General features: G+C 64.6%; 14 protein-coding genes. 6 read left to right on the top strand and 8 right to left on the bottom strand.

What is annotated here, in order from left to right:
- Nucleotides 1-223: 223 nt before the first annotated feature.
- Together N7E70_RS12685 and N7E70_RS12680 are read left to right on the top strand one after the other, a co-directional pair.
- Complete coding sequence (locus tag N7E70_RS12685) at nucleotides 224-913, top strand: N5-glutamine methyltransferase family protein (RefSeq protein ID WP_263006569.1); 690 nt, start codon at nucleotides 224-226, stop codon at nucleotides 911-913.
- Between the two features lie 79 nt (nucleotides 914-992).
- Nucleotides 993-2,108, top strand: coding sequence for a hypothetical protein (locus N7E70_RS12680; protein ID WP_154386354.1), 1,116 nt, complete (start codon nucleotides 993-995; stop codon nucleotides 2,106-2,108).
- Between the two features lie 6 nt (nucleotides 2,109-2,114).
- Here the strand turns inward: N7E70_RS12680 and N7E70_RS12675 are convergent, their stop codons facing one another.
- From N7E70_RS12675 to N7E70_RS12655, 5 genes are all read right to left on the bottom strand, one after another.
- Nucleotides 2,115-4,457, bottom strand: coding sequence for an SEL1-like repeat protein (locus N7E70_RS12675; protein ID WP_263006568.1), 2,343 nt, complete (start codon nucleotides 4,455-4,457; stop codon nucleotides 2,115-2,117).
- Nucleotides 4,458-4,501: 44 nt separating this feature from the next.
- Nucleotides 4,502-6,520, bottom strand: a complete 2,019-nt coding sequence (locus N7E70_RS12670; RefSeq protein ID WP_263006567.1) for a tetratricopeptide repeat protein — start codon at nucleotides 6,518-6,520, stop codon at nucleotides 4,502-4,504.
- A gap of 330 nt (nucleotides 6,521-6,850) precedes the next feature.
- Entirely contained in the window at nucleotides 6,851-8,746 is a 1,896-nt protein-coding gene (locus N7E70_RS12665) for a hypothetical protein (protein WP_263006566.1), read from the bottom strand.
- Nucleotides 8,743-11,217, bottom strand: coding sequence for a phosphotransferase (locus tag N7E70_RS12660; RefSeq protein ID WP_263006565.1), 2,475 nt, complete (start codon nucleotides 11,215-11,217; stop codon nucleotides 8,743-8,745). Before N7E70_RS12660 ends, N7E70_RS12665 begins: the two co-directional genes overlap by 4 nt.
- Nucleotides 11,214-12,050: a glycoside hydrolase family 16 protein gene (locus N7E70_RS12655; protein ID WP_083948543.1), complete on the bottom strand. Its 837-nt coding sequence runs from the start codon at nucleotides 12,048-12,050 to the stop codon at nucleotides 11,214-11,216. The genes N7E70_RS12660 and N7E70_RS12655 overlap by 4 nt, the downstream gene beginning before the upstream one ends.
- 525 nt (nucleotides 12,051-12,575) lie before the next feature.
- Here N7E70_RS12655 and N7E70_RS12650 point away from each other — a divergent pair.
- Complete coding sequence (locus N7E70_RS12650; protein ID WP_263006564.1) at nucleotides 12,576-13,643, top strand: GNAT family N-acetyltransferase; 1,068 nt, start codon at nucleotides 12,576-12,578, stop codon at nucleotides 13,641-13,643.
- A gap of 58 nt (nucleotides 13,644-13,701) precedes the next feature.
- Here N7E70_RS12650 and N7E70_RS12645 read toward each other — a convergent pair whose 3' ends face one another.
- Both N7E70_RS12645 and N7E70_RS12640 read right to left on the bottom strand, forming a co-directional pair.
- Nucleotides 13,702-14,742 (bottom strand): hypothetical protein, encoded by a 1,041-nt coding sequence (locus tag N7E70_RS12645; protein ID WP_263006563.1) that lies wholly within the window; start codon nucleotides 14,740-14,742, stop codon nucleotides 13,702-13,704.
- 154 nt (nucleotides 14,743-14,896) lie between these two features.
- Complete coding sequence (locus N7E70_RS12640; RefSeq protein ID WP_263006562.1) at nucleotides 14,897-15,238, bottom strand: hypothetical protein; 342 nt, start codon at nucleotides 15,236-15,238, stop codon at nucleotides 14,897-14,899.
- Between the two features lie 744 nt (nucleotides 15,239-15,982).
- On the opposite strand from N7E70_RS12640, the gene N7E70_RS12635 reads away from it, so the two are divergent.
- From N7E70_RS12635 to N7E70_RS12625, 3 genes are read left to right on the top strand one after another with little or no spacing between them, the layout of a single operon-like run.
- Nucleotides 15,983-16,786 (top strand): glycosyltransferase family 2 protein, encoded by an 804-nt coding sequence (locus tag N7E70_RS12635; RefSeq protein ID WP_246670837.1) that lies wholly within the window; start codon nucleotides 15,983-15,985, stop codon nucleotides 16,784-16,786.
- Nucleotides 16,787-16,796: 10 nt separating this feature from the next.
- On the top strand, nucleotides 16,797-17,741 hold the full coding sequence (locus tag N7E70_RS12630; protein ID WP_263006561.1) for a glycosyltransferase family 2 protein: 945 nt from the start codon (nucleotides 16,797-16,799) through the stop codon (nucleotides 17,739-17,741).
- Nucleotides 17,738-19,825, top strand: coding sequence for a polysaccharide deacetylase family protein (locus N7E70_RS12625; RefSeq protein ID WP_263006560.1), 2,088 nt, complete (start codon nucleotides 17,738-17,740; stop codon nucleotides 19,823-19,825). Before N7E70_RS12630 ends, N7E70_RS12625 begins: the two co-directional genes overlap by 4 nt.
- Nucleotides 19,826-19,861: 36 nt before the next feature.
- Here N7E70_RS12625 and N7E70_RS12620 read toward each other — a convergent pair whose 3' ends face one another.
- Nucleotides 19,862-20,626 carry a GGDEF domain-containing protein gene (locus N7E70_RS12620; RefSeq protein WP_067960113.1) on the bottom strand — a complete coding sequence of 255 codons (765 nt, stop codon included), beginning with the start codon at nucleotides 20,624-20,626 and terminating at the stop codon, nucleotides 19,862-19,864.
- Nucleotides 20,627-20,682: the final 56 nt, after the last annotated feature.

The following is a 20,682-nucleotide window of genomic DNA, read 5'->3' as shown; positions in this document are numbered from 1 at the left end:
GCAGGAAAGCACACTTCCGATATCAAAACACATCACAAAGCCGATAGTCTCGGTTTCGCAACCGTCGATACGATAGTAGATATTGATAGAAGGTTCTTTGTGTAACGAATTGTATGAACAAGTCATGTTGATGACAATCGCACCCGGGAGAAGCATTGATCGGTTGACGATCCGGGGCGCTGGGGTTGTCATGGAGCGGGCAAAGGACTTGGCGAGGGCAACCATGCATATCGTTGAGAACAACGGCGACAAGTCTGGCATTAGGCTGCACAAATTCATGGACATCGAGCTCGAGCTCGGGAGCGACGTGCTCGTGCCGCGCGAGGAAACCGAAATCCTCGGCCGTGCAGCGCTCGGCCTGCTCTACGGCCGCGGCGCCGACGCCAGGGTAATCGACATGTGCTGCGGCTCCGGCAATCTCGGCCTGGCGATCGCCGCCAAGATGCCGGGCGCGCGCGTCTGGAGCGCCGACCTGACCGACAGCACCGTCGCCACCGCCCGTCGAAATGCCGACCGTCTCGGTCTGGCCAACCGGGTGACCATTGCCCAGGGCGACCTGTTCGGCGCCTTCGACGGGATGGACCTAGCCGGGTCCATCGACCTTGTCGTCTGCAATCCGCCCTACATCTCGTCTGCACGCCTCGAAGGCGATCGCAGCGAATTGCTGGCCTCCGAACCGAGGGAAGCCTTCGACGGCGGCCCCTACGGTCTGTCGATCCACCAGCGGTTGATCCGCGATGCGGTGACCTTCCTCAAGCCCGGCGGCTGGCTCGCCTTCGAATTCGGCGTCGGCCAGGACCGCCAGGTGGCAGCCCTGCTTGCCCGGGCGCGCGTCTATGCACCGGTGGAACTCGTCTCCGACGCCGCCAAGACACCGCGCGCGGCGATCGTCCGCAAGCTCGATCCCGCGTGACCGGGAGCCCGACCTTCACCCTTCCTAGATGTTTCCCGCCTAAGCCATTGCTGCCGTGACATGACCGAGGCTTCGCCCGATGCCTGAAATTCGTCCATTGCAGGCCGCTGATATGGCGGTCGTCGCAGACATGTTCCAGCGCGTGCTGCGCAAGCGGCGCACGCCGACGCCCGCCTCGCTGCCCGGCTATCTCCAGCGCCTCTATCTCAATTCCACCGACGCTACGGCGGGGTCGCCATCCCTGGTCAATGTCGCCGACGACGGCAGCATTTCGGGCTTCATCGGCGTGACGTCACTGCCCATGCGGTTTGGTGACAGGAAGCTGAACGCTTCGATCTGCGGTTCGCTGATGGTCGACGAGGACCAGCGCAACGACCTGTCCGGCGCAAGGCTGCTCAAGGCATTTCTCGCCGGTCCGCAGGACCTGTCGTTCAGCGAGACGGCAAGCGACGTTACCGCCAATATGTGGACGACGCTGCGCGGCTCGATCCTGCCTGACTACAGCCTCGACTGGATCAAGGTATTCAGACCGGCAGCCTTCGCCGTTGCCGGTGCCAGACAGCGCCTGCCCATCGCACGCCTCGGCGCGCCGCTGGCCCGCGCCGTCGATGCCTGTCTCGGCCTTCGCCGCAGCGGCGAGTTTTCGCGCTGGTTCGGCGCCGGCGACGCGGCGGCCTCGCAAGGCCGCTACACAGTGGCAAGCATCGATGCCGACGGCTTCGCCGCACTGCTCGGCAAATTCACCTCGCGCTTCGCCATTCATCCGGACTGGAACGAAAACGCACTGTCGCGCATCATGTCGGATGCCTCGGCCAAGACGGATTTCGGCGACATCTGCCGCTCTACGGTTGCGGCGCGCACAGGTGCCGTGATCGGTGCCTTTGTCTATTTCGGCCGGCCCGGTGGCATCGGCCATGTGCTCCAGGTTCTGGCCTTGCCCGGCCAGGCTGGTGCCGTGATCGACTGCCTGATCAACCATGCCGCCGGCGTCGGCCTCGCCGGTCTCAGAGGCAGGACCCAGCCAGCCCTGCTGGAAGCGATGCTCGGCCGGCGCATCATCTTCATCAACGTCAACTCGACGGTGGTGCATTCGCGTGATCCCGAGCTCGTCCGGCAGTTCCAGACTGGTAACGGCTTTTTCAACGGGCTGGTGGGCGAGCATTGGAGCCGCATCTTCGGCGATCATTTCGACTGACGTAATCTAGAACGCGTAGGACAGGACGTCCCCGGCCTGGCTGCTCATCGGGCCAAAGCGGCAGGCATTGGGCAGCGACCTGGCCGCGCAAAAGCGGCTGACCGCGCGCGTCGTGGAGCCGCTGAGCACGCCGTTGACAGGCCCGTTGTAATAGCCGGCCTGCTTGAGTTGCTGCTGTGCCAGATAGATGTAGCCGTTCGGATGGGTCGTCCGCATCATGCGGACCAGCGACTGGCGCTGCTCGGCAGAAAGTTCGTGCATGCGCGCCACGATCGACTGGTAGCCCTTGGTGTCATTTGCGGCGGCGGCAAACAGCATCTCCTCGACGAGGCGATCGCCGCGCGACAGCCATGGCGACACGCCTGTCATCAGCTGCTCGGCGCGTTTGGCATCGGCCTTGATGAAGGTGGTGCGGCCATAACGGCGGCCGTCACGATAGTAGCTGATCAGATGACGCGCCGCCGCGACGTTGCCGGTGCCGGCTGCCTGTTCAAGCAGGGCTACGGCTGCCTTGGCGTCACGCTTGGTGCCCATGCCGTAAAGCATGGCGTCGGCGAGCGCGGTCGCAGCATCGTCCAGACCCGTTGCTTCGGCCTCACGCAAGGCGGCAACTCCGTCGGCCGGCTTGCCCGCATTGCGCAACAGGCTTTCCGACAGCGCCGAGCCGAGGATGAGCAGCCCGTAAGCATCGCCTGCCTCGGCCGCCTGGCGATAATAGCCGGCGGCCTTCTTGCCGTTGCTCTGCAGCAGCTTGCCTTCGCGATAGAGATCTCCGAGCCTGATCAGCCCTTGCGTCCGCCCGAGCGCCGCCGCCTCGGCATACCAGCGCATTGCCGCCTGAACATCGGGCGGGCCGCCATCGCCCCGGCTCAAAAGGTCGCCCATCACGATATGCGCCTCGGCTTCGCCGCTCTCGGTCGCAGCCTTCACCATAGCCCGGCCGGCAGCGACATCCTGGGCTATGCCTTGTCCGCGCGCCAACATGGCGCCGGCGCGGACGGCCCCAATGACATCGCCGAGCCCGGCGGCCTTGCTGTAATAGTCGAGCGCCTTGGGCAGATCCACGGCAACGGTCATGCCGTCGCTGTAGAAGTCGCCCAGGCGCACCAGCGCCTCCGGTTCGCTCAGGCCGGCTGCACGTTCATAGGCTGCAACGGCGCCGTCTGCGTCGACCGCGCCCGACTCCGGCTCACGCAGCAGGTCGCCAAGGCTGATCAGTGCCAGCGGATTGCCCGCATCGGCGAGCCGGCGAACCATGTCGCGCCCACCCGAGACGTCGCGCAACGTACCCAAGCCATGCGCCGTCATCTCGCCGACCCTCAGGGCCGCCCGCGTGTTGCCGGCGTCGGCAGCACGCTGGTAGTAGGCGAACGCCGCAAGAGGATCCTTTGCGACCGGCGCTGGCGTGGCTCCGCTGTAGACATCGCCAAGGAAGCTCAGTGCTTCGGCGTCGCCGCCATCGGCCAGTTCCTTGATCGACGCCAGTCCGCCCTCGACGTCCTGCCGCGTGCCCTGACCACGGAATGTCAGTTCGGCGACGCGCAGCCTGCCGACCTGCTGACCGGCCTCGGCAGCCTTTTCGTAATACCCGAACGCCTTGGCATAGTCGGGCTTGCCGGCGCGGCCACTGCCGAAGAGATCGCCGAGGCGCAGCAAGGCGTCGGGATGCCCGAGTGCGGCTGCCTTGGCATAGGCTGCCTCCGCCCCTGGCATGTCGGGCACGCCGGCATCGACATCGCTCATCAGGTCGCCCTGGGAGACCAGCGCATAGATGTTGCCGCGATCGGCAAGCGACCGCACCAGCGCCAGCCCAGCTGCGCTGTCCCTGGCGATACCTTGGCCGCGCGCCAGCATCTCGCCGCTGCGCAGGATGCCGGTTTCGTTGCCGGCAGCGGCGGCACGGCGGTAGTAGTCATAGGCGCGCGGCAGGTCGAGCGGGATCGCCCTGTTGTCGGCATGGCTGTAGAGGCCGCCAAGCGAGGCGAGTGCTGCGCCGTCGCCGGCCGATGCCACCTCCTCGATGGCCAAAAGCCCAGCGCTGATGTCGCGTTCGGTGCCTTCGCCCAGCACGCGCATTTCACCGACGCGGAGCCGCGCCGCAGCACTGCCGGCATCCGCCGCCTGGCGGTAATAGTCGAACGCCTTGGCCGGATCGCGGTTGGCGTTGTCGGCATTGCTGTAGAGATCGCCGAGCCGCAACAAGGCGTCGGCGTTGACCGCACGCTCCCGGGTAACAGCGCCTGGCGTGGCCGGCGCGCCCGCGTCGGGCGCGGCTTCCGCCGACAAGGCGGTGCTCGCCGAAAGTGCGGCGAACACCGTCATCAGAGCCACATGGCAGATACGCGACAATGCCAACTCCCTGACTGGCGCCTGGCAAGCGGCGCCAGCAAAACTCAGTTCTGCACATCTCCCGCTGAAGCCGCCGGATTCTCCGCGTCGACTGCCTTCAGATAATATTCGGCCGCCTTGCCACCGTCGGCCGGAACGCCTTTGCCGTCACGGTAGAGGTCACCGAGCCTGAGCAAGGCATCGGCGCGTCCCTTCCGGGCCGCATTCTCATAGGCCGCGACAGCGGCAGCACCATCGACCGGCCCGACCGCGCCAGACAGATGCAGGTCGCCAAGCACGACATAGGCGTAGGGATCGCCTGCGACGCCGACCTGCCTGACCAGATCGAGACCGGCCGGAATGTCCTGGCGCGTGCCTTCGCCGCGTGCGGTCATCTCGCCCTGACGCAGCCTGCCGGTCTCGTCGCCGGCCATGCCGGCGCGGCGGTAATAGTCGAACGCCTTGGCGGGATCGGCTGGTATCGTCCCGCCTAACCGATAGATGTCGCCGATGCGCACCAGCGCATCAGGACGCCCCAGCGCCGCTGCCTTCTCATAGGCCAGCACGGCTTCCGTCGCGTCGACCTTGCCGGTCGAGCCGTCGGCCAGAAGGGCGGCCAGCGACATCAGCGCCTCGCCATTGCCGGCATCCGCCACCGCCTTGACCATCTGCAGGCCGCCCACGACGTCCTTTGACGTCCCTTGTCCGCGCACCTTCATTTCGCCGGCACGGACGGCGCCCATCACGCTGCCGGCCTCGGCAGACTTGCTGAAATAGTCGAACGCCGTCACCGGATTGGCCGGCAGCAGTCCGCCTATGCCGCGCTGGTAAAGCCCGCCGAGCAGGTTCATCGCATTGGCATCGCCTTCGTCGGCGAGCGAGTTCATCTGCGCCAGGCCGGCAGCGACATTGCGGTCGGTGCCCTGTCCGAGAACCGTCATTTCGCCGACGCGCAGCTTACCGGCCAGATTGCCGGCCCGCGACGCCCTGACATAATAGGCGAATGCCTTGGGTGGGTCGGAGGCGATCGCGCCGTTGCGGCTGTAGAGATCACCGAGCCTGACAAGTGCGTCGCTGTGGCCGAGCGACGCCGCCTTTTCATAGGATGTGACGGCAGCGGCAAGGTCGACGGGGGCGACCGCCGCATCGCTGAGCAAATCGCCGAGCGCGATCAGCGCAAAGGTATCGCCATGATCGGCAAGACCGGTCAGCATCGCCCGCCCAGCCTGATAGGACTGAGCAGTGCCGCGTCCCCGCGCCAGCATCTCGCCGGTGCGCAGGATGCCGGTCTCGTCGCCGCTGTCGGCGGCGCGGCGGAAATAGCCAAAGGCCTTGCCGAGATCGATGGCAATGACACCGCCATCGGTGCGACTGTAGAGTGAGCCGAGCAGGACGAGCCCTGCCGGGTTGCGCGTGCGCGCCACCACCTCTTCGATCATCGCGAGCCCGGCCTGGACGTCCTGCGTCGTGCCCTGGCCGGTAGCTGTCATCTCGCCGACGCGCAGCTTGCCGACGTCGTAGCCAAGGCTGGCGGCCTTGCGGTAATAGTCCAGCGCCTTGTCCGGCTCCATCGCGACCATGCCCTGGGCGCCGGGGCGATAGAGGTCGCCAAGCAGCACCAACGCCTCGGGATTGCCGGCATCGGCGAGTGCTGCGATCATCGCCAGCCCCTTGCCAGTGTCGCGCGCAACACCTTGCCCGCGCGCCAGCATCTCGCCGACACGCAGCTTGCCGTCAGCGTTGCCGGCCTTGGCGGCCTGGTCGTAGAACAGATAGGCGCGCCTGCCGTCGGCCGCGACCACCCTGCCCTCGCGATAAAGGTCGCCGAGCCGCATCAGGGCTTCCGAGCTGCCCATATTCGCCGCCTGCAGATAAAGCTTCGATGCCGCGAACGGATCGGCTGGCGCGTCCTTGACGACGCCGATCAGGTCGGACGGTGAGATGACTGCGTAGATCGCGGCAGGACGGCCTGGGTTGTCGAGGCCGCGATAATAGGCAAGCGCGGCCTCCGCCGCCGCGGCCGTGGTCTTGCCGTCGCGGTAGAGGTCGCCCAAGGCGATGTAGGACGCCGCAAGCGCCAGCACAAAGCCATCCCGGCTTTCTTCGCTGGGCTTGGCGGCCTGGATTGCCCGGGGTACATCAGGGGACGCGAAGCCCAGCGCCGGCAATGATGGAGCCTGTCCGGCGGGACTGGCTTCAGCACTTCCCGACACAACAACGCTGGCAACCAACAACCAGCCGATACGCATGGGCCCACGCTCCCAACAGCGCTGGCGCATCCAGGATGCGCCGCAGCTAATATGAAACAGTCATTGCATTTTTCCGGCAAGAGCATTCTTGAGCAGCACCGTTCACGAAGCCGTATCCTCCGATGTGACCGGCGGCTTCTTCATGTTCATGCTTCGCCGCCTTCATTACTTGATCCACTCGCCCATCCCGATTCCCTGTTCGTTTGGCGCAAAGACGCTCGCGTCGGCCGTAGCGCGCACCAGGCGGAAGCGCGCCGAGCCGCGCAAGGCTTCTTCGATCGCGTCGAGCGAGCCTTTCGGCATCACGCCGAGATCGTCGATGTAGGCCTTCTGGCTGCGCGTGATGATGATGAAGGCGGAGCCTGCCGGCACCGCACGCAACCAGTCCCCGAGCTCGGTAGCCGGATCGGCGAGAACCGCTGAAATGGATTGCTTGCTCTCGTTGGAGATCGGCACATAGGTGAAATTCTCGTAGTTCATGAACTGCTCGGGATAGTTGGGCGCGCCCTCGACAAGCACCGAACCGGCCGGCGCGTTGCTGTAGAGCCATTCCGACGCCTCCACTTCGGCCCGTGAGAAGGTGTACTGGCGGTCCTTGCCGTTGTTGGCGAGGACGAAAGCGACCGTGAGCACGGCGCCGAACGTGCCGATGGCGTAGCGCGCGATGGCGTCGCGCTGGGAGCCGGACCATGGGAAAAACAGTGCCGCGGCAAAGAAGGTCAGGAAAGGCAGTGCAAAGAGATAGACGCGGAACACGATCTCGCCGCCATAGGAGGTGGCAACGATCATGAAGGCTGGAGCCAGCGTCAGCACGATGGCCGGACCGTCGCGGAACCCCGCCACGAGCCGGCGCAGACCGCCGAGGACCGCCGCCAACGCGATCGCACCGGTCAGCGCTCGCGACGCCAAGGACACCACCACCTGTCCTTCACTGACGATCGAGGTATCCACTAGGCGCTCGCTGATCTCGTTCGAGGTGTCGCCGAAACGCTGGACCAGCTCGGGCAGGACCGAGGCCATGTAGCCGTCGGCGTAGAACAGCAGCCACGCGACTTCGACGAGGCCGGCAAAGATGAGGTAGCCAAGGCTCAATTGTCCGATGACCCAGAGGCCGCCAAGGGCCATGAGCACGACTATCGGCGTGAGCGGGTGGGTCGCCGTGATCATCACGATCAGCGCCATGGCCGCCAGTGAGGCTACGGCACGCAGTTTTGGCGGGACGGCCAGCGTCACCGGCGGCTGGCCACGCGAGACGAAGGCGAAATAACGGCCGCAAAACTTGGAAAAGCCACGCCCGTTCGGGTCGGCCCAGCCGGGCACGATCCGCAGCGGGCCGACACAAAGCGCGACCAGCAAGAGATAGAATAGAAAGGCGACTCCCTGCGGCGAGAAATAGTCCTGGCCGATCCAGTTACCGATGACGAACAGCCAGACCCCGCCCCACACCAACCGTGGGTCGGCGGTGAAGCGGCGATAGATCTGTGGCAGCACCAACACATAGAGCAGGTTAAGCGCCGGCGGCGAAAAGCGGGCGATGTCAGCCAGTTGGATCGGTTTGATGTCGAACAGGTTGGCGATCGCGGCGCAGAAGACAAACAGGCCGGGCCAATTGGCGTAGGTGGCAAGGAATGGCGCCTTCGGATCGATCTGGCCGTGCCGCTGGGCATAGTCGACGACACCGACATGTTTCCAGGCCCAGGCGTAACGCAACTCGTCATAGACGATGGCCGGGGTGCCATGAAGCAGCAGCACCAGCATGACGATCATCAACAGCGGCATCCGCGTCTCGCAGACGCCGCGCCTCAGGCTGAAGGCAAAGCCGAGGCCGACGGCGGCATAGGCCACCCAGATGATGCCTGGCAGGATCGAGATCAAGCCATAGTCGTCGACACCGGCAGGATCGGTGACGAACAGGACGGCCAGCCACAAAGCAAAGGCCAGGCAAAGACAGATCGACGCGAGGTTGAACGGCGCTGTCGAGACACGGCCAGCATCCGCCAAGGGCGGCGCCTTCAGCGCCGGCGACATGGCAAGACTGGATTCCCGCGTCATCACATTCATATTGCGCCTCCATCGGTGGAGACGATCCTAAGAACACGGTCGACATTTGACGCAATCCAAAGCCGGCCGACGCCCGAATGCGCCGGGCGCCGCGCCCGCTCGCTAACCTGATGCAGCCAGACGAGGCCGACCATGGCACGGATCGCCGCGCCATCACCGCTCCAGTCATCGTCCCCGTCCGAGCCGATGCCCAGCCACTGCCGCTCGTCGTTGCGCCACTCCGGCGTCCACAAGAGATCGGCAACGGCCGCGCCGAGCGGCTCGCTGCTGGTCATCATGCGCATGGCGACAGCCAGAACGCAGCCGTCGAAGCCACGTGGCGCGTTGGATCGCGCATTGCCCCATTCCAGCAGGCTGGCAAGTCGGGTGGCACTGCCCTGCCCCGAGGCGAAGTTCAGGTTTTGCGGCCAAAGATCGCCATGGCACCAGCCGAGACGCACCTGGCGACCGAGCCAGTAGCGCCGCTGCTGGCCAACGAAACGTTCTATCGCCCGACGCCGTGCCGCTGCCAACATCGTCGATCCGCCGAGCTGCGCAAGCTTCGCCGCCGGACGTTCGACCCATTCGTGGAACCAGACGTCGTCGATGGTCCGCATGGCAGCTGTCTGGCCGTGCAAGATGGCCACGGCCTTCGCCGCGGCTTCGAGGCCCGTCTGCCGCTCGGACGCGTCGCGCAGCAGCGCCCGCCCATCCGTCCCAGGTGCCATCGCCTCGATGCAATCGACGGCTCCGCCGATACGGGTGACTGACAGCCTCGTCGGCAAGATCGGCCACAGCGCCTGAAGACGCGTATCCGCGTGCAGCAGGTCGAGATTGTCGACCAAGCGCTCGAGATAGGCGGCGGCGATCGGGTTGCGCGCGCTGCGGAGAACGGCATAAGTGCCTTGCGACCGAACGGGCGCGTGCCGCACCGCCTCGTCCAGCACCGGGTCCCCGAGATAGACGATGTCAGTTCCTTCGGGTCCATGCTCGGATTTCAGCGCATGCCAGCCCGAGGCAGCGGAGCTTCCGGTCTTTGCCAGGAGCGGCCGGAGCTCGGCGTCACCAGGAATGGCAATGCCCTTGTTGCGGCCGAAAGGCAGGAACTGGGCCGAGAGCGACTTCAGCGAAGCGGCAACCGCCAGACCCCAGTCGTGCATGCTGTGGCGGCGGCTGGTGACGAGGGCGAGCGCGCCGACGCCAAATGTCACCACCAGCATCGCCAGCAGCCAGGCATGCGCCATGCCGATCGGCCCTTCACTGCGCACCAGAAGCGCGCCGGCGCCGAGGGCTATGACCAGCGTCGCGACTTCGGCCGCCGCCACCGAACGCATCCAGCCCTTGGTGCGGGCGATCGACAGATAGATCGAGAGCACGGCCGATACGACACTGGCCAGTGTGAACACCCTGAGGATCGCAGCACCTTCGGTGGCGTAGGCCGCACCGAACACCGACATGATGGGATGGGCGAACACCAGCATCAGCGCGACGAGGCCGAGCAGCGGCAGCACCGACATCACAGCCGCATCCGCCGCCAGCGCGCGCAGCCGGCCGGTGTCGCTGGCGCCCTCGGCGAGCAGCGACAGCCCCATCGAGCTGCCGACATAATAAAGCGAGGTGAAGATCGTCCAGGCGACGAAGAAGCTGGCGCTTTCGGCCGCGCCGACAAAATTGAGCACGACCAGCGGTGTCGCCGTCCAGGCCACCATCATCGACACCGAGCCGATGTAGTCCCAGCCGAAGAAGCGCGCCATGGCGCGGCGGTCAATCAGATTGGCATGGCCGGTTCCGGCTTGCGCCTTGGGCACGAGGCGCTTGAAAATCAGCAGGTTGACGGCGAGAACGAAGACCAGAACCGGTGCGGTCCACGACAGTGCGATGGCCTCCCATCCGAGCCCGGCGAGCGCCAGCGGGATGAGCATGGCGATCTTGACGACCTGGTAGATTGTCTTCGAGACCGGCACCCAGATCGACTGGCGCAGGCCCGACAGCGCACTGTCCTGCAGCGCGAACACCGACCAGACGGCGACGGTCGCCACGAACCACAGGATGACGCCCGCGCTCTCGGTCAGCACGTCGAGCTTGGGCATGAAGGCGCCGACGACCAGCAGGAAGACGATAGCGACGACGACCGAGGCGATGAAGGACGTGGCGTAGGCGAACAGGATCAACCGGCCGGCGCGGCCGCCGACAGTCGGCACGAAACGAACCAGCAGGTTGCCAAAATTGAGCTGGGCAGCGTTGGACAGGTTGACGATGGTGGCGGTGATGGCACCGCCGAGACCGATCGCCTCCTGCGAACAGTAACGCGCCGCCAGGAACCAGAACGCCAGCCCCAGCACCGCACTCAGGCCGCTGTTGGCGATCAGCGCGTAGCCGTTGCGCATCAGCGACGAGCCCATCAGCGCCTGCGGGATGAGTGATCGCCAACCACTGCCGCCCGCCTGTGCCGTGGGCTCTCGGTGCCGCAGGGTGGGCGGGTGCGCGGTCATGACCCGGCACGCCGCCAGACACGAACATAGTCGATCAGGAAATCGGCCGGGAATTTGGTCCTGGCGTCAGGCGACCCCGGCCAGTTGCCGCCGACGGCCAGGTTGATGAGCAGGTACATCGGTTCCTGCGAGATGCCGTCTGGCTTGGTGTAGCGCCACATCTCCTTGCCATCGAGATACCAGACGACGGCATCCTTGCGCCATTCCAGGCCATAGGCATGCCAGTCGGCCGAAAGGTCGACCACCTTGGCGTTCTTGCCCTCGCTCTTCCAGTCCTTCTTCTTGTCGAGATAATGCAGGTGCATCTCGTAGACGTCGGGCGCATGACCCAGGACTTCGAGGATGTCGATTTCCGGACGCGGCTCCTGCGTCGATGGCAGAAGCCAGATCGCCGGCCACAGCCCTTTGCCCCTGGGAATCTTGGCGCGGATCTCGAAATAGCCGTATGTGGTGGCGAAACGGTCTGGCTTGGCGCGCTCGAGATAATCACGCCCCGTGGTCACCATGCCCGACGTGTAGTCGAAGGTGCGCCCTTCATGGCCGGTCACCGTCTCCGGCCGCGCCGTCAGGCGCAGCACGCCATCGGCGACGCTGACATTGTCGGGCATGTACCACTGCAGTTCGTTGTTGGCGAGATTGGTACAGCCGTCCTTGTCCCACCAGTAGCAGCGGGTCCACTTGTCGCGATCGAGCTTTGGCTGGTCGAACTCTTCGGTGAAGATCCGCTCCCATTGCCCCTTGATCAGTGGCGGCTCGACGCCTTGCGCCAAGGCGCTCGCATGCCCGAACCACCAGGCGCCCGCCAGCGCCACGCCCCACAACTCCTTACCCATGCACCAACCCGATAGGCCTGAACACACTGGCTCGTCGCGATAGGGGGTGCCGGCCGTTGCCTGCGTGGTTCCGCGAAAGGCGGTTCGCGCGCATTGCCGGTTACCCGGAAATCTGTCGCTTACGATCTGTTAACTAGGACGGTTGCCAGACGCCGCGTCAAGCTGTTTCACCGCGCCAGGTAAATGACATGACCCATTCCCACTCATATCCAAGATCATGTTCTGGGATTTTCCACGCGTCGACTTGCTTGTCGAAATAGCGGCTATCTGTCCGGAATGCTTTATTTACGTGGCTTTGACTTTGATTGGCGTTTCGGAGATTGTTTTCCATCACGAAGAAATAACAAAATTGTGATACACAATATCTTTATGGCAGTGCGGTAACCGTATCTGAACAAAGGCGAATCTGGAAAGCAACGCCGAGGCTGCAAAGGTAGTGATATCTCACAAAATCTGCGACATTGGGTGGAAAGTGGGAGGCTTCGGACGGATACCGATCCGACAAATTTTGGGAGCGCACAGGACGTGCACGCCGCGGCGAGCACGACGGCGGTTTTCGACGTGCAGAGCCCGGCGCCGCGCGACCTATGGCATAGCCTGATGCTCGCCGATCCCGAAGCCCTGCCCTACCAGTCGCCGGCCTGGCTCGACAGCCTGTGCGCCCTCGGCAAATACCAGGACGCCAGCCGCGCCTACCGTTTTGCAGGCGGACATCACTACGTGCTGCCGATGGTGCGCAACAGGCACCTGCCGGCCCGGCTGTCGGTCGCCGAGTCGATGCCTTATGCCTGGGGTCGCGGCGGCGTGCTCTCATCGCTAGTACCGAAGGTTGAACATCTGCGCGCGATTTTCGAAGACCTGGGCCGTCTGCCCTACCTCAGGATCTCGGTAAGACCCAATCCGCGCCATGCCCATCTGTGGGCCGCCGCGGCACCTGCCCATGTCACCTCGGTGCCTGGCCTTGCCCACATCCTCGACCTCGACGGCGGCTTCGACGCGGTCTGGTCGACGCGCTTCAAGAAGACGACGCGGACGCGGGTGCGCAAGGCCGAACGCGGTGGCATCGTCGTCGAGCGCGACACCACCGGCAAGCTGGTGCCCGTCTTCCACCAGCTGCTGCGCACATCCTTCGACCGCTGGGCCGACAAGCAGCACGAACCGCGCATGCTGGCGCATCTGCGTGGGCGCAGGCGCGATCCGATCACGAAATTCAGCTCGATCGCCCGACATTTCGGCGAGGCCTGCCGCATCTGGGTCGCCTGGGTCGACGGCAAGCCGGCGGCAGCCGCCTTCGTGCTGCAATATGGCAACGTCAACGACGCCCGCGGCGCGATCGACCGCCATGCGCTGGGCAGCTCAGGCGCCAACGACCTGATCCAGAAGCTCGCCATCGAAGAGGCCTGCCACAGCGGCTGCCGCTACTACCATTTCGGCGAGACCGGCGCCTCGGCCTCGCTTGCGCACTACAAGCAGCGATTTGGCGCGACCCCGCACGCGCACGCCGAATACTTCCTGGAAAAGCTGCCGATCACCGCCGTCGACGCCCGCGTGCGGCACGCGGCGAAATGGACGATCGGCTTCAAGGATACCTAGAGTTCTGTCCGGACGGAAAACGCTACGCAGTTTTCCTGGAATTGCCGTGTCCCGCCCCTCAGCCAGGGAACGCCAACAGCAGCATCCTTTGCGCGATCACGTAGAATGCAGCGGCGAGCAGCAGCACCGGCACCACCTCGAACCAGAGTGGCCAGCGCGAGCGGCCAGGACGCAGGCTGGCGACTGAAACCTGCCGGATCGCCAGCGCGGCAATCGCCGAAACGGCCGCAACGAGCCCGGTCCGATAATTGCCGGCCACGTCTTCGGCGCGGAGCTGATCTTCCTCGATTTCGGCGCGAAGCTGCAACTGGCCGTCGGCGTCCACCGCCTCCGGCAGCCGCAGCCTGACGGCCTTGACCGACGGATGTCCGAGCAGCGCCTCGCGGAAACGCTCGAGCACATCGGGATTGTACGGATCGCCCTGCTTGAAGGGCTGCAGGCGGCCCAGCTCGTCTTGCCTGAGACCGACAAGGCCACTGTAGGCGACGGCGCCAAACCGCGCCGACGCCCCCGGCTCGACGACGATACGGGCTGTCGCCAGCGCCCGCCCCGGGATCGGCAGCAACTCGCGTTCGGTGACGCGGACAAACGGATAGGATGCAGTGCGAAGCCGCCACAAAACTTCGTCTTCGAGGGTCGCCAGAAGATCGCCGCGTGCTGGCTTGCCGACCGCCTCCATCATCTGTCGGGAAACGTCGTCGCGCATCGTATCGGTGGCAACGTCTTGGAGACCGTCGACCTCGACCATGCCGACACGGAAAATCGGGCCGGTGACCGGCTTGAGCGTGACCTTGTCGGAAGAGCCCGCGTCATCGGCAGCATCCGGCATCTCGACCCGCGCGTGGAGATAGCCCTGGCCGCGGATCAGCTCTTCCAGCCGGTGGCGTTCGGCTTCGACGAAGGGTTGCCAGCCTTTTGCGTCCCCTCCCTCTGCTGCGCGCTCGAGCTCGGGAGCGTTCAACGCGGCGCGCAGCACACCGTCAAGCGTGTCACTGGACGTCGTCTCGAGTTCGATCGAGGGAAACTCTGCGGCGACGGTCGGACCGGCAAACAGCGATAGCATCGCCAGCCAAGCCAGCGTCGCCACGATGGCCGGCAAGAAAAATGCGCTTCGCTGGGCGTCTCGCGTTCTCACTCATCCTAAATACACCGCAACCGCGCACGCTGGAAATAGCCCTTAGATGTCCAGGCCCGTGGAGGTTGCGTGCGCGGCCACCACGCGAGCGGATCGCCCGGCACGGTGCAGCTCGCGCCTACTTCTTGTCGGGATCGTGCTCGGAACTGGGAGACGTTTCGCCCTCGTCACGACCGATCCTGCCGACGACGAGGGAGCCGCCGAGGGGCTGGCGTCGTAGCCGCGTCTCGGCCACGACCTTGTCCATCTCGGCCTTGATTTCAGCCAACGTAGCCAGCGCTTCGTCCTCCCAGCGCTTCAACTCAGGATCAGGCGTGCCTGACGCGGCCTCAGCCGTGGCCCGCGCTTCGCGTACGGTCAGGTAGTCCTTGTAGGCCTCGTCCCACTTGCGGGTCAGGAGAACCCAGTCGTCGAAAGCATCGGGGGCAGGAGGAGTTTCGGGTCGCTGTGGGCTAGGCAAGTTTGGTCCTCGAACAATCGGGCGCACGGAACATGTCACAGGCGCTGTGTCCGAACGCCGCTGATCGTGCTGGTGGCCCCCGCCTCCTGATTTCCTCCCAACCTAACATGAACGCCCCGGCCCGTCATTCAACCACAGGCATTATCTCAGCAGTTGCTAACAGACATATGTATGAATGTTGCGATTTCGCCGCACCGGCGCCAGGCGGCGGCAAGATCACGCTTTTCATGCTGATCACAATATTGCGAACGGTTCGTGCACGGCATGGCTGCGTGCAACCATCACGGGACTGCAGCGTGCATCTCGACCAGGAATACCCGAATTTGCCGAGACTTCGAGTGAAAGGATTTAATATTAAAGCACCACCTAATACGCCGCGCATGAATTGACGTATGCCTGTCGCAGAGCGCATGCCAACGCGTTCGCAGCAGTTTAATTCAGATTAACATCTGTTTTTCTAATAATAAACATTGATGTGGAAAGTTCATACAAATCCACATCTACCAGCAGAACCAATAGCGCGGAAACTTCACACGAATACTACATATGGTTTACAAAAACACAATATATGGTAAATTTCATATCGGCGAGTGGGGCTAACAAGACACTTGCGTCCAGATTTTTTGATCGGTAACGACCTCCCTGCGAAGTTGTGCTCGTCAGGCTGTGCTGTGCTGCGTCTGTAACATTTGGTTCGCGTCGTCATTGGATATGCCGCACCAACTTTGGGTTGGAGTAACCAGTATGACGGCGGCAGCATTTCCGCATCGGCCTGCAATGGAGGTCTTCAAGCTGGCAGGCTTGGCGACCAGCGGCACACCGCGCATCAGTGTGGTGGTGCCGGCGAAGAACGAGGCCAAGAACCTTCCTCACGTCCTGCCGCACATCCCTGTATGGGTGGATGAGGTCATCCTCGTCGATGGCAACTCGACCGACGACACGATAGAGGTCGCAAGGTCGCTTCTGCCCGACATCGTCGTGCTGCAGCAGGATCGACGCGGCAAGGGTGCTGCCCTGCGCACCGGCTTCAACGCCGCCAAGGGTGACATTATCGTCACGCTCGACGCCGACGGCTCTGCCGATCCCGGCGAGATCCCGGCCTTCGTCGGCGCGCTGCTCGCGGGCGCCGACTTCGTCAAGGGCTCGCGCTTCATGCAGGGCGGCGATACCACTGACATGGAGTGGTATCGCCGGCTCGGCAACTGGGGACTTTTGACGCTCGTGCGCATGCGCTTCGGCGGCAAATTCACCGATCTCTGCTACGGCTACAATGCCTTCTGGCGCGACGTGCTGCCTTATCTCAACATCGAGGACGCGACGGGTTTCGAAATCGAGACCGAAATGAACGTCCAGGCACTGCGCGCCAACCTCAATGTGTTCGAGGTTGCGAGCAAGGAGTTCCCGCGCATCCATGGCGTCAGCAACCTGCGCACCATTCCCGATGGTTGGCGGGTGCTGAAGACGATCGTTCGCCTTGGCGTCTCCCGCCCGGCACGACCGGCCGTCCCGCCCCGCAGCTCGACCGGACAACACCAACCCAGCGTCTAGGCCAGCGATCATGACGGCGTCGGCGACTTCGGTATCAGTCATCATCTGCGCCTACGCCGACAACCGTCGCGAACAGCTTCATCGCGCCATCGCCTCCGTGCTCGCGCAACGCACCAAGGCGACCGAGATCATCGTGGTCATCGACCACAACATGCCGCTGTGGGCTTTTTTCTTCGCCACCTATCCGGCCATAACCGTCATCGTGAACGAAGGCGCGCGCGGCCTTTCGGGTGCCCGCAACACCGGCGTCAGGCGGGCGAGCAGCGAAATCCTGGCCTTCCTCGACGACGACGCGGTCGCCGCCCCGGATTGGCTGGAAAAGATGCTGCCGCATTATCGCAACCCCTCGGTCATCGGCCTTGGCGGCCAGGTGCTGCCGATGTGGCAGGTCGATCGTCCGCGCTGGTTCCCGGAAGAGTTCCAGTGGGTTGTCGGCTGCAGCTATCGCGGCCAGCCCGAAAAGGTCGAGCCGGTGCGCAATCCCATCGGCTGCAACATGTCGTTCCGCCGCAACATCGTCGAGTTGACCGGGGGGTTCCGCGAAGGCATCGGCCGCACCGCGGCCGATGCTGCCGGCTGCGAGGAGACGGAGCTCTGCATCCGCGCGCTCCAGGCCATTCCCGGCTCGCTCATCCTCTACGATCCTGACATGAGCGTGCACCATCAGGTCACCGCCGAGCGTGCCGCCTGGGGCTACTTCCGCAAGCGCTGCCTCGCCGAAGGTCGTTCCAAGACGCAGGTCGTCAACGCCGTGGGCGCGCTGGACGGATTGTCCAGCGAACAGCGCTATGTCATGCGCGTCCTGCCGGCAGGCGTTCTGCGTGGGCTTGGCGATGCGATGCTGAAGTTCGACATGTGGGGGCTTGCCCGCGCGGCCGGCATCTTCTTCGGCCTTGGCTACACGACGATGGGTTATGTCGGCGCCCGCTTGAGCCGCCCACGGAGGCAAGCATGAGCGTGCCCGAGTTTCACCCGATCAAGATCCTCGACGTCGACGTCTGCCGGCCGATGAACGATGTGCCGATGTTCGACGCGGCAACCGACCAGCGCTACGGCGGCGTCTTCTGTCTCATTCGCCGTCAAGGCCGTCCGGTGACGATCATGGAGTTCGATTTCGACGAGGACGTGCTGACGACGTTCGAGCTGCGCCGCCGCATCAGCGAGAACCAGGCGGTGCAGGACAGCACGTTCCAGCACGACGCGCCGCTGCCCAGGAAGGACGGGCCGTTCGCCAGCGTCGTCATCGCCACGCGCGATCGCGCCGAAAGCCTGGCGCGATGCCTCGATTCACTGCTGCTCCAGACCTATCAGCCCTTCGAGATCGTCGTCGTCGACAATGCGCCGTCCTCCTCGCAGACTGCTGATCTGATCGCCCGGCGTTACGGCGGTGCGCGCGCGGTGCGTTATGTCAGGGAAGACGTGCCGGGCCTTGGCCGCGCCCACAATGCCGGGCTTGCCAACCTGTCGTCCGAGCTGGCGCTGTTCACCGACGACGATGTCGTCGTCGACCCCAACTGGGTGGCGGCGATGGCCGCAAATTTCGACCGCGACGGCCGGGTCGGCTGCGTCACCGGCCTGATCCTGCCGGCAGAGCTCGACACACGCGCGCAACTCTGGACCGAGCGCCATGGCGGCTTCGGCAAGGGCTTTGCGCGTAAGGTCTTCGATCTCGCCGGCAACAGGCCGGCGGGGTCGCTTTTTCCCTTCACCGCCGGACAGTTCGGTTCGGGCGCCAACATGGCGTTCAGGACCGAGGCGCTGCGTCAGATTGGCGGCTTCGATTCAGCGCTGGGCGCCGGCACACTGGCGCGCGGCGGCGACGATCTCGCCTCCTTCTACGCCGTGGTCCAGGCCGGCTTCCAGCTTGTTTACGACCCGCGTGCGCTGCTTTGGCACCATCATCGCCGCGGCGAGGACGGCATGCGCCGCCAAGCCTTCGGCTATGGAATGGGCCTCGGCGCCTATCTCACTAAGGTCGTCATCGACGAACCGGCGGCAGCCTTGCGGCTGGCGCGCGCCATGCCCGCCGGCATCGCCCACATGGCCGGCCCGACATCGCCCAAGAACCAGCGCCTGCCGGGCGATTATCCGAGCAATCTGGTCTGGCGCGAGAGGCTCGGCATCGCTGCTGGCGTGCCGGGCTATCTGCGCAGCCGCTATGCCGCAGCACGCAGCCCGTCATCCGGCATCGCTCCCTCGGCAAACGGGCACGAGGTCGCCTTCAAGGGAGGATCGACAGCTATGCGCCCATCCGTGCCTATCCTTGTTTATCACAGCATCGACACCAGCTGTGCTGCGCCCTACCGGCGCTGGATGATGCTGCCCGACGAGTTCGAGCGCCACATGCAGGCGCTGGCCGAAGGCGGCTTCCGCCCGGTGACGATCTCGGCGCTGGCGACGATCTTCAGGGAAAAGCGGCCTTTGCCGCCGCGCACCGTCTGCATCACCTTCGACGACGGGCTGCAGGATTTTCTCATCGGCGCCATGCCCATTCTGGAACGCCACGGTTTTGCCGCGACGCTCTATGTCGTCTCTGGCTTGGTCGGCAAGACCAGCCAGTGGCTTGCTTCATCTGGCGAAGGCGACCGGCCGATGCTCGGGTGGGGTGATCTGCGCGCGCTGGCCTGCGAAGGCATCGAAATCGGCGCCCATACAGTCAGCCATCCGCAGCTGGACATCCTGTCGGCCAGCGATGCCGCACGCGAGATACATGACAGCAAGCTCGCCCTCGAACACGGCCTGAAGCGGCCGGTGCACAGCTTCGCCTACCCGCATGGTTATTCGAGTCGCACCACGCGCGCGCTGGTGCGCGGCGCCGGCTTCACCTCGGCGTGCCGGGTCAGGCATGCGATGACGACGACGACGGAAGACCCGTACACCTTGTCGCGCATCGTCATGACCAGCGAGATCGGGCCAGCCGAATTGCGCCGTATGCTAACCCAGCCGGTGCTGCCGGTGGCGCCGCCGGCCGACCGGCTGGTGGCTTCTGGCTGGCGCATGGTTCGCCGCTTCCAGCATATGGCGCATGCCGGCAGCTAGGATCGAGTTGCAGAGCAATCGGAGCGACAAGGCTGTTCAGGCGGCAGCCAGCTTGCCATCGGCTTTGACGATACGGTCGCGACCATTGGCTTTGGCGAGATAGAGGTTCCTGTCGGCGGCCAGGAGAAGCGCATCGAGGCTTTGGCCCCGCTGGTGTTTCGATACGCCGATGCTGACAGTGACCTCGCGGCCGCTCATGCCGACGATGGCTGATATCGCCTTGACCTTGCGCCGCAGGCGTTCGCACACCAGCGTTGCCGTGTCCTCGCCGGCACCCACCAGCAGCACGACGAATTCTTCACCGCCCAGCCGCCCGGCAATATCCCCAGCGCCAATGCTCGAAGCCAGCGCCGCGCCGATTTCCTGCAGCACGGCATCGCCCATGGCGTGACCCTCGCGGTCGTTGATCGCCTTGAAATGATCGGCATCGATAAAGAGCAGCATTCCGGCGCCCTTGCCATCTGCGTGGTCACTGACGATCTGCCTGGATTGAAGCAGGAAGGTTCGCCTGTTCAGCAGGCCGGTCAGGTCATCGAGGCGATTGGCCCGGTCGAGCTCGGCCGCAAGCTCGACCAGCCTGGCGCTGCGGCCCATGAAGAAATAGGACAACGGCCCCGCCACGGCGACAACGATCAGGCTTGTCAGCACGAGGTCGAGCAGCAGCCGGTCCGAGAAGAAGATCGAGTAGAAGATCAGCGTCAAAAGGTCGGCACCGAGCGTCGCGGTGGCCACGATCACGCAGGACTGCCCCAGCACCGACAGGCCGTTGAACCGTTCAGCGATGCGACTTGCCCCAACCATTCCCTGGCCGCCCTCCCTGTTGCGGCTTGGGATTAGCAGCAATTGGTAAAGACCAG

This window comes from Aminobacter sp. NyZ550, assembly GCF_025628925.2.
In the GTDB taxonomy this organism is placed as follows: Bacteria; Pseudomonadota; Alphaproteobacteria; order Rhizobiales; family Rhizobiaceae; genus Aminobacter; species Aminobacter ciceronei.
Note: the sequence above shows the minus strand (reverse complement) of the source record. Positions and strands in the feature narration are given on the sequence as shown.

What these genes read in the sequence shown, in the direction of transcription:
- N7E70_RS12630 (WP_263006561.1), top strand. Translation starts at nt 16,797, where the DNA reads ATGACGGCGTCGGCGACTTCGGTATCAGTCATCATCTGCGCCTACGCC.
- N7E70_RS12660 (WP_263006565.1), bottom strand. Translation starts at nt 11,217, where the DNA reads ATGACCGCGCACCCGCCCACCCTGCGGCACCGAGAGCCCACGGCACAG.
- N7E70_RS12620 (WP_067960113.1), bottom strand. Translation starts at nt 20,626, where the DNA reads ATGGTTGGGGCAAGTCGCATCGCTGAACGGTTCAACGGCCTGTCGGTG.
- N7E70_RS12635 (WP_246670837.1), top strand. Translation starts at nt 15,983, where the DNA reads ATGACGGCGGCAGCATTTCCGCATCGGCCTGCAATGGAGGTCTTCAAG.
- N7E70_RS12665 (WP_263006566.1), bottom strand. Translation starts at nt 8,746, where the DNA reads ATGAATGTGATGACGCGGGAATCCAGTCTTGCCATGTCGCCGGCGCTG.
- N7E70_RS12625 (WP_263006560.1), top strand. Translation starts at nt 17,738, where the DNA reads ATGAGCGTGCCCGAGTTTCACCCGATCAAGATCCTCGACGTCGACGTC.
- N7E70_RS12655 (WP_083948543.1), bottom strand. Translation starts at nt 12,050, where the DNA reads ATGGGTAAGGAGTTGTGGGGCGTGGCGCTGGCGGGCGCCTGGTGGTTC.
- N7E70_RS12685 (WP_263006569.1), top strand. Translation starts at nt 224, where the DNA reads ATGCATATCGTTGAGAACAACGGCGACAAGTCTGGCATTAGGCTGCAC.
- N7E70_RS12680 (WP_154386354.1), top strand. Translation starts at nt 993, where the DNA reads ATGCCTGAAATTCGTCCATTGCAGGCCGCTGATATGGCGGTCGTCGCA.